Below are 8802 nucleotides of genomic sequence, written 5' to 3'. Positions count from 1 at the left end.
CCTATGAGCCGCCTGCTGTCGAAGGAGAACCACAATTCAACCTTGATTCGGACTTTACTTTCAGCGTGACATATGACGCATACCCAGCTTTTGAGCTTCCGTCCCTTGAAGGTATCGAAATTGAAGTTCCTGCCGTTTCAGTCTCTGATGAGGATATTGCGCGCGAACTCGAAGAAATCCGCCAGCGCAATGCAATTGTTGTGGAAAAGGATGGCCCAGCCGAGACCGGCGATATTGTCACTGCTGATTTTGCAGAGATTGCCGAAGATGGCACAGAAATTCCCGGAACGGCCCGGAAAGACTTTGCTTTCGAACTTGGCAAACAGCTCAATATCTACAAATTCGACGATGAGATCGTCGGTTTGAAAGCAGGCGACGAGAAGACCTTCACCAAAACCTTCCCTGCTGATTTTGAGTATTCAGAATACGCCGGCAAAACAGTTACCATTAAAGTTAAGGTAACCAAAGTCAAGCGCCAGGACTTGCCCGAGCTCGATGATGAGCTTGCCCAGGATGTATCGGAGAAGTACAAAACCCTCGAAGATCTTAAAGCAGCAGTCCGCAACCAGCTGAATGAAGCGCTGGAAGCCAGACTTCGCTCTACCAAGGAAAACGCAATCGTCGATGAGCTTCTAAAAAGAACGAGCGTTTCGATTCCTCGCTCGATGCTTGCAGCAGAGCTTGCCATGAGGTGGGAATCGCTTAAGCAGCAGATGGGCGTTGACAATGATGAGCGCCTGGAGATGCTCTTGCGGATATCCGGCAAGTCCAGGGATCAGCTTTTGCAGGATTGGGCTCCGCTGGCAGAGAAAGCGCTTGCAAGCCGCATTTTGCTCGATAAACTGGTGGAAGCAGGATCATATACAGCGACTGACGAAGATGTCGATGCGGAAATCGCGAAAGAGGCAGCGCATACAACAATGAGCCCTGCAGAAATAAAAGCTGAATATGAAAAGCGAGGAACTTTGGAATATCTGAAAGATGACATCAAGGTACGCAAGCTCTTCGACGCAATCCTGGCATCTGCCCAGGTAAAAGAAGGAACAGCGGTTTCGTACTTGGACTTCATGAAAGAAAATCAGTAAATTTGATTGAGCGATTTCAGTCCTCTGCGGACCATCGCTCAATATGCAACAGCAAAGGAAGCAGGAATGTCTGAACATATGAGCAGCCTCGTCCCCATCGTCATCGAGCAGACGGGGCTTGGAGAGAGATCGTACGATATTTACTCGCGTCTTCTCAAAGACCGGATCGTGTTTATAGACGGGGAGATCAATGATCTGACCGCAGACCTCGTGATTGCACAGCTTCTGTTTCTTGAGTCACAGGATCCGTCGCGCGATATATCGATTTATATCAACAGCCCGGGTGGAATGGTCACGGCAGGGCTCGCTCTCTATGATACAATTCAATATATAAAACCGGAGGTACAGACGATCTGCATCGGCCAGGCATCAAGCATGGCAGCATTACTGCTCGCTTGCGGAACCAAAGGCAAGCGCTCCGCTCTGCCCTCTTCGCGAATTCTCATTCATCAGCCTTGGGGAGGCGTATCCGGCCAGGCGAGCGATATCAGTCTGCAAGCGCGAGAGATAATTCGGCTCAAGAAACTGACTATTGACTATTTTGCACAGCATTCGGGGCAGGCACTTGAAAAAGTTGCGCAGGACATGGAACGCGATTTTTACATGAGCTCGCAGGAAGCGCTTGAATATGGCATAATCGATACTATTATGGAGCCGCGGAAGCATGGCAAAAAATAAGCAATTCGATCTCGAGCAAGAGACATACTGTTCTTTTTGCGGCAAGAGCTCTTCATATGTGCGCAAGATGATCGCCGGTCCCGGAGTGAATATTTGCGATGATTGCGTGCGAATCTGCAGCCAGATCCTCGACGAAGAAGAGCAGAAAGTAACCGCCGAATTCCTGACAGAAGTGCCTAAACCCCGCGAAATAAAAGAATTCCTCGACCAGTATGTCGTTGGGCAGGAATATGCAAAGCGCGTGCTTTCGGTCGCGGTGTACAACCATTACAAAAGGCTTCTTCATAAGGTGTCCGCAACTGCGCCTGATGTCGAGATTGAAAAATCGAATGTGCTGCTGATAGGCCCTACCGGCACCGGCAAAACGCTTCTTGCTCGGACACTTGCGCGAAAGCTGAAAGTTCCTTTTGCCATGGCTGATGCGACCACGCTCACCGAGGCAGGCTATGTTGGCGAGGATGTCGAAAACATACTGCTCAAGCTGATCCAGAATGCTGGCGGCAACATCCAGGCAGCCGAGCGCGGTATTGTGTATATAGACGAAATCGACAAAATATCACGCAAGAGCGAAAACCCATCGATCACCCGGGATGTTTCAGGCGAAGGCGTGCAGCAGGCTCTCCTGAAAATAATCGAGGGAACCATTGCCAATGTGCCTCCTCAGGGCGGTCGCAAGCACCCGAACCAGGAATATCTGCGCATCGATACAACAAATATTCTTTTCATATGCGGGGGCGCATTTGTCGGACTCGACAAGATTATTGAATCCAGAGTGTCTTCCCATCCAATGGGCTTCGGTGCGGATGTGCGAGCAAAGCACGAGAAAAACCTGAGCCAGCTCTTTGCGGAGCTTCAGCCTGATGATCTTATCAAATTCGGCTTGATTCCGGAATTTGTAGGTCGCCTTCCTATAAAGGTGGCGCTCGACGATCTCTCCAAAGAAGAATTGAAGCGCATTATCATCGAGCCGAGAAACGCCCTTCTCAAGCAATATAAAGCTTCCATGAAACTCGACAATGCAGAGCTGGAATTCGAAGAGGAGGCAATAGATGCAATTGCGGAAAAGGCAATTGCCCAAAAAACGGGCGCACGCGGCCTGCGAGCTATTGTCGAAAAAATAATGATCGATATCATGTATTCGCTTCCGAGCGATTCAAATGTTAAAAAAGTGATCCTGACGCGAGATGCGGTTGAAGGCAACGGAAGCTGCATTATCGAATACCGTCAGAAAACCGCTTAGCGCAGAAATCAATGGGGTGGTTGCCGATCTCCGTTGGAGAAGGCAGCCTGAGAAAATACCCATAGAACCTGATCCGGGTAATACCGGCGGAGGGAACGATGATGCGTAGAAAACCACTCATCGCGATTTTCCTTGGTGTCGGGGCGATTTTTTTCGCCAGCATGTCATTGTGGGGACAAACACAACCAAGTGCAGGTGCAGGTGCGCCGGAACTTGTCGTTTGGACCTATGATTCATTCGTTTCGGAATGGGGCCCGGCAGCTCAGATTGCCGAAGGGTTCCAGAAGCAGTCGGGCGCGAAAGTGCGCTTCGTATCGAAGGGCGATGGCGGAGCCCTCTTCTCCTCTCTCCTGGATATCGCAAAAAAGCCAAATGCAGATATTGTGATAGGCCTCGACGATCGGCAGCTGGAAAAGGCTTTGACAAGCGACCTCTTTGCTCCGCTGAAGCTTGTAAACCTTGCAGATATCCAGAAAGACCTGCTGCTCGACCCTTCAAACAGGCTCGTTCCATTCGATTTCGGGCAATTCGCCTTTATCTGGGATTCGGAAAGTAATATCGAGCCGCCGCGGTCTCTTGAAGATCTAACCAAGCCTATCTACCGGAAAAAAGTGATCATTATGGATCCTCGCACCTCGACTCCAGGGCTTGGTTTTCTCGCATGGACACAGGCTGTATACAAGGCAGGATGGAGAGATTACTGGAAGCGCCTGTCCCCGTCGATTCTTGCCATGACACCAAGCTGGGATACAGGATATGGCTTATTTACAAAAGGAGAAGCGCCTCTCGTGCTCAGCTATTCGACGAGTCCTGCATACCACAAGGCGTACGAGAATACAGAACGGTACAAAGCCCTCAAATTTTCGGACGGACACCCGCAGCAGATTGAATTTGCCGGCGTTCTTTCAACAAGTCAAAACAAGCTATTAGCGCAGAAATTTGTAGATTATCTGCTTTCGCAGGAGTGCCAGTCATTTTTGCCGGAGACACAATGGATGTTCCCTGCAAACCGTTCTGCAAAGCTGCCTGCATCGTTTTCAGTTGTGAGCAAATATCCTTCAGTGAACGCAAAAGTCCAGGATATCGACCGCGATCCTTCCGATGCGGCCAATATTCTCATAAGCAGCCACTAGAAGGCTAGGCCATGCAAAGCGGCAACGGGAGCTTCGAGCAGCGCCTCGGCAAAACAGAAATAATTTTGTCCATCGCTCTCATTGCGATTCTGTCCTTCTCTCTGGCTCCCCTTGTCGCTTTTGCGAAAAATGCAATCGTCGGCGCCGGACATGCTTCTCTATTGGCATCGCTTGGCAGCATTTCTGTTCCGGTGATTGTCCGGAGCCTGCAGTTTACTTTGCTACAGGCCTTTGCAAGCACCGCGCTCGCAATCGGGATCGGGTTGCCTGGAGCTTGGCTTGCAGCACGCTTCCGCTTCCCCGGAAGGCGCGCATTGCTTGCGCTTGCAGCAGTGCCTTTCTGCTTTCCGCCGATTTTGGTCATTCTTGCTTTTATCCTGTACTATGGGAAAGAAGGCTATTTCTCTGCTTTTCTGGCTTTGGTCATGGGACAGAAAAACGAATATCGGGGGCTTCTCTACAGTTTCTGGGGTTTGGTTCTGGTACACGCTTTTTATAATTTTCCGATCGCTGTTCATCAGATAAGCGCCTTATGGATGCGAATACCGGAATCGCAGAAAGAAGCAGCCAAGACATTGGGGGCAAACAGAATAATGGCATTTCGCACCGGCACTCTGCCATGGCTGCTTCCTGGCATCGCGCAAGCTGCAGGCTTGATTTTTTTGTATTGTTTTTTCAGCTTTACGACTGTGCTTGTTTTCGGTGGGCGAACAGGTTCAACTCTTGAGGTATCAATTTACCAGGCGCTTCGATATCAGGCGAATGCGGGCCTGGCGCTTCTGTTTTCTGTAATCGAGACAGGTTTTGCCTTGCTGGGCATATGGTTCATCACCGGGATGACACAGAAGAAGCAACATGCATTGCGCGATTTCGGACGACGCAGAGAGCTTTCCTCCCCAAAAGGCTCCCAGCGCGTATTACTTGCAATATATGGAATTCTTCTGCTTATATTTTTTATCGGACCGCTTGTTTCCATCGTGGTCGAAGCATTTCGTGTTCCAGCTTCGCTCGGAGGTGCCTCCCATTTCGGGTTTGGCAATTTTGAGCGCCTTTTAAAAGGTTTCCAGGCGCCTTTGCTCAAGGCTATCCGGGCGACGCTGACGCTGAGTGGCTCTGCAGCGCTGCTCGCCACAATTGCTGGCGTCATAGCAGGAATATCGGTATTCATCGGAAAAAAAGCCGGCAAACTGCATTTCACGAACCGAATCGTGGAAGCGCTTCAATGGCTCCCTCTTGCTGTTTCTCCTGCAGTATTTGCGTATGGGTGGCTTTTTCTCTCGCCTGATCGAACGATATCGGCTGCGCTTATTGCAGCCCAAGCGGTTATTGCGTGGCCATTTGTGAGCCGCGCGGTATCTGCATCTTTGCAATCACTCGACCCACGCATGCGGGAAGCTGGCAGGACGCTTGGAGCCAGCCCCTTGCGCGCTTTTCTGACTATCGATTTGCGCGTTATTGCTCCCTCGGTGGCCGCTGCTGCAGCCTTTGCATTTTCCATCACTGCAGGCGATGTCAATGTGCCTCTTATGCTTGGAATGAGCGAGATCGAAACCCTTCCTTTGCTTTTGTTCCGACTGACTGCAGCTTACCGCTTCAACGAAGCATGTGCCGCAGGGCTGGTGCTGGGGCTTATGACCGGCATCGTCTTTTTTCTCAAGGAGAAAGCCATCGATGTCGCTTGAGGTTCGCAATCTTGAGGTTGTCCGGGACGGCTTTGTTCTGAAAGCAGACTTTGCCCTTCAGGACAATAAGGTACTAGTTTTGCTCGGCCCTTCGGGCTGCGGCAAGACGACGCTGCTCCGGGCAATTGCCGGGCTCGAGCCAATAAAACAAGGCGAAATACTACTCAAAGGCAAGCGGATCGATGCTTTGCCAACCGAAAAACGGCATATCGGTTTCGTATTCCAGGATTTGGCGCTGTTCGAGCAGATGAAGGTTCGCGACAATATCGCGTACAGCCTTCAAATACGCAGAGAAAATAAAGCACATATAAAAGAAAGAATCGATTACTTGGCCATGCGTTTCAGAATAGATCATTTGCTTGAACGATACCCGTCCGAACTTTCAGGAGGAGAAAGGCAGCGAGTCGCACTTGCGCGTGCGCTTGCATCCGATCCTTCACTTATCTTGCTCGATGAGCCTCTTTCGGCGCTTGACGCGCCGCTGAGAAGAGAAATGCGCCGCTTTATGCGCGTTCAGCTCACGCAAGGATACCTTACCGCGATTCATGTCACTCATGATGTCGAAGAAGCAATCGACCTCGCAGACGAAATTATTGTCATGCGCAACGGGAATATGATCGCCCGAGGCACAATATCGGATCTAGAAAATTCGCCCGGTTCTGGCTGGCTTGCACGATTCATGAATTTCGGCCTTACCCTGCATGTGGATGCTGTTTCGAGAAAAAAGGGAGCCAATCTTGTTATGGCTCATTGCAAAGCAGGAGATATTCTGTGTTCAGCGCATGACACAGCCCAGAGCGCGCAGATCGAATCGGGTGCTTCATATTGCGTGTATGTGCCATTTTCTTCGCTTAGCGCACTCGACTCGAAAAAAGTACTCGCGAGGGCGCCGGGGGGCATTTTGCACGCAACCATTGTGCGGTGCATTGGAATCCTTTCCAGCACAATGAAGCTCCTTCTGTCCTTGTCCGGCGAAAATGAGCAATTCTTTGAAATGACACTAGCAATGGGGGGAGGCATCCTTGTTCCCAAAGAAGGTTCTGAAATAGAACTAGAAGTCGATCCTGCGAAATGCAGGCTGCTGCCCGAGGAACCGCGCTTGCCGAAAGCATGAAAAATCAGCTTGTCCGCTGAAATTCAGCCTTTTTGCTATCAATCAGCTGCGCAATGCGCTGAATGCTTGTATCAATCGAACAATTTTCTTTCCATACGTAACGGATAGAGGCTGTTTCTTTGTATAGCATATGGCGCGCATCATAGATTTCTTTGAGGGTTTCTTGCCAATTGCTGCTGGCAAGAAGCGGCCTTGAGTCTTTTTCTCCTGCAAGCCTTCGAGCCAATTCCCGAAGCGGCACATCAAGCCAGACAGTGATACATTCGCTTTCCAGTAATTCCCGATTGGAGGGCATAAGCACGACGCCACCGCCACACGCAAGAACCAGGGGCTTCCCCAGCCCAACAACTTCGGCAAGCGTGCTCTCTTCGATTTTTCGGAATTCTGTTTCCCCTTTTTGGGCGAAGATTTCAGAGATTGACAGCCCCACCCTCTGTTCGATGATGTGATCGAGATCCAGGAAATCAATGCCGTAGTGGGCAGCCAAAAGCTGGCCTATTTTCGTCTTGCCAGAGCCCATCATGCCAATCAATGCAATTTTCATGGATGTTTCAACTCAGTACTTCGTCGAACACGCGCAGCCAGTTTTCGCCGAGAATCTTTGCTGCATCGCCGTGGCTGTATCCTCGTTTTCTCAAACCTTCATAGAGAAGCGGAAATTCCGAAGTATTCCTGATGACCGAAGCGTCTATTGGCACAAAGCCATCGAAATCGGAGCCAATGGCACAACTCTCTATGCCGCCAGCTTTGACGACCTGGTCGACATGCAGCAGAAATGCTTCGAGATTGCTGTCGTTCGGATCTTTTGCAATGAAAGATGGGACAAATACGCAGCCGATTGCGCCGCCATGATCTGCAATCGCTCGAATCTGCGCATCGGTCAGATTTCTGGGGTGATCCAGCACTGCGCGTGCGTTTGCGTGCGAAGCAATAAAGGGTCCCTTTGCAATATCAGCCACTTCCCAGAATCCTTCTTCGCTGAGATGCGCGACATCGATGAGCATATGGAGCACCTGCATTTTTTCCACGAGCTGCTTGCCTAATGGGGTCAGACCCCCCTCCCCTTCGCCGCGTAAACCTCTGCCAAATGCATTGCGCCTGTTCCAGGTAATCCCTATTGCCCGTACTCCTCGCCCATAATATGTGTCAAGCATATCGAGTGAACTGCCAAGCGCTTCTGCTCCTTCAATCGAAAGCAGCGCGCTCAGCTTTTTTTCATTAATTGCGCGGCGCACTTCTGCTGCGTTCGTGGCAAGGCAGACAGCGCCGTTCGATTTTTTGCAGACTTCATCGAATATATCGATCATGTGCATTGTTTCTTCCGGCGCATTCGCCAGCTGATTGTCTTCGAGGAAAATCGCCATAACCTGGCAGCGTACATTGCCGCGCAACAGCTTGGGCAGGTCGATATGCGCGTCCGGATTGTCGGCAAAGAAATCGCGCGGGTCTGTTTCCTTTTTATTCATGCTGCGGCCGTTCAGCGCCATCAGCGTGTCGCAATGTGCATCAATGACAAAAAAATCTTCACTCTGTTCTGTCATGGCTGGTTCCTTTTTTGCAGTATGATAACCAGGAAGCTATACGTCCCGGTTTCCTTTCAGTTTTGCAATCTCGTCGCGGATAAGCGCGGCCTGCTCGAATTCAAGATTTTTCGCATGCTCGAACATGAGTTTTTCCATTTCCCTGATCATCGCTTTGCGTTGCTCGGGCACGAAAATATTGTGCGTCCGTTTGAGAAGCGCCAATTCATCCTGCGAGGCTTCGATTTTTTCTTCGCGGTGGCGCTCGAGTATATCCTGCACTTTCTTGTGAATGGTCTGTGGCGTAATGCCATGCTCCTTGTTATATTGGGTCTGCATTGCTCTGCGGC

Annotated in this window: 9 protein-coding genes and 1 riboswitch; of the genes, 6 read left to right on the top strand and 3 right to left on the bottom strand. The window is 50.4% G+C overall.

Annotated elements, in window-relative coordinates:
• From tig to GAP13_RS11830, 6 genes are all read left to right on the top strand, one after another.
• The coding region (gene tig / locus GAP13_RS11855; protein ID WP_158908521.1) for a trigger factor at positions 1–1085 on the top strand (1085 nt) is incomplete at its 5' end.
• A 66-nt stretch (positions 1086–1151) separates the two neighbouring features.
• Positions 1152–1763, top strand: a complete 612-nt coding sequence (gene clpP / locus GAP13_RS11850; protein WP_158908520.1) for an ATP-dependent Clp endopeptidase proteolytic subunit ClpP — start codon at positions 1152–1154, stop codon at positions 1761–1763.
• On the top strand, positions 1750–3003 hold the full coding sequence (gene clpX / locus GAP13_RS11845; protein ID WP_158908519.1) for an ATP-dependent Clp protease ATP-binding subunit ClpX: 1254 nt from the start codon (positions 1750–1752) through the stop codon (positions 3001–3003). The genes clpP and clpX overlap by 14 nt, the downstream gene beginning before the upstream one ends.
• A 2-nt stretch (positions 3004–3005) precedes the next feature.
• Positions 3006–3115, top strand: a riboswitch (TPP riboswitch).
• Positions 3102–4136: a thiamine ABC transporter substrate-binding protein gene (locus tag GAP13_RS11840; protein ID WP_158908518.1), complete on the top strand. Its 1035-nt coding sequence runs from the start codon at positions 3102–3104 to the stop codon at positions 4134–4136. (Overlaps the previous riboswitch by 14 nt.)
• An 11-nt stretch (positions 4137–4147) precedes the next feature.
• A complete protein-coding gene (locus tag GAP13_RS11835; RefSeq protein ID WP_158908517.1) occupies positions 4148–5818 on the top strand; it encodes an ABC transporter permease in 1671 nt (556 codons plus the stop codon).
• Complete coding sequence (locus GAP13_RS11830) at positions 5808–6932, top strand: ABC transporter ATP-binding protein (RefSeq protein WP_158908516.1); 1125 nt, start codon at positions 5808–5810, stop codon at positions 6930–6932. Before GAP13_RS11835 ends, GAP13_RS11830 begins: the two co-directional genes overlap by 11 nt.
• Positions 6933–6936: 4 nt before the next feature.
• Here the strand turns inward: GAP13_RS11830 and GAP13_RS11825 are convergent, their stop codons facing one another.
• From GAP13_RS11825 to GAP13_RS11815, 3 genes are all read right to left on the bottom strand, one after another.
• Positions 6937–7476: a shikimate kinase gene (locus GAP13_RS11825; RefSeq protein WP_158908515.1), complete on the bottom strand. Its 540-nt coding sequence runs from the start codon at positions 7474–7476 to the stop codon at positions 6937–6939.
• A 7-nt stretch (positions 7477–7483) separates the two neighbouring features.
• Positions 7484–8473 (bottom strand): dipeptidase, encoded by a 990-nt coding sequence (locus tag GAP13_RS11820; protein ID WP_158908514.1) that lies wholly within the window; start codon positions 8471–8473, stop codon positions 7484–7486.
• Between the two features lie 36 nt (positions 8474–8509).
• The coding region (locus GAP13_RS11815; RefSeq protein WP_186338845.1) for a UvrB/UvrC motif-containing protein at positions 8510–8802 on the bottom strand (293 nt) is incomplete at its 5' end.

The sequence above is a fragment of the Rectinema subterraneum genome (genome assembly GCA_009768935.1).
Lineage (GTDB): Bacteria > Spirochaetota > Spirochaetia > Treponematales > Rectinemataceae > Rectinema > Rectinema subterraneum.
This window is presented reverse-complemented; position numbering and strand designations above follow the sequence as displayed.

Bases quoted from the DNA above. Each gene is read 5' to 3' on its own strand.
- GAP13_RS11835 (WP_158908517.1), top strand. From the start codon at position 4,148: ATGCAAAGCGGCAACGGGAGCTTCGAGCAGCGCCTCGGCAAAACAGAA.
- GAP13_RS11830 (WP_158908516.1), top strand. From the start codon at position 5,808: ATGTCGCTTGAGGTTCGCAATCTTGAGGTTGTCCGGGACGGCTTTGTT.
- GAP13_RS11825 (WP_158908515.1), bottom strand. From the start codon at position 7,476: ATGAAAATTGCATTGATTGGCATGATGGGCTCTGGCAAGACGAAAATA.
- clpX (WP_158908519.1), top strand. From the start codon at position 1,750: ATGGCAAAAAATAAGCAATTCGATCTCGAGCAAGAGACATACTGTTCT.
- GAP13_RS11840 (WP_158908518.1), top strand. From the start codon at position 3,102: ATGATGCGTAGAAAACCACTCATCGCGATTTTCCTTGGTGTCGGGGCG.
- GAP13_RS11820 (WP_158908514.1), bottom strand. From the start codon at position 8,473: ATGACAGAACAGAGTGAAGATTTTTTTGTCATTGATGCACATTGCGAC.
- clpP (WP_158908520.1), top strand. From the start codon at position 1,152: ATGTCTGAACATATGAGCAGCCTCGTCCCCATCGTCATCGAGCAGACG.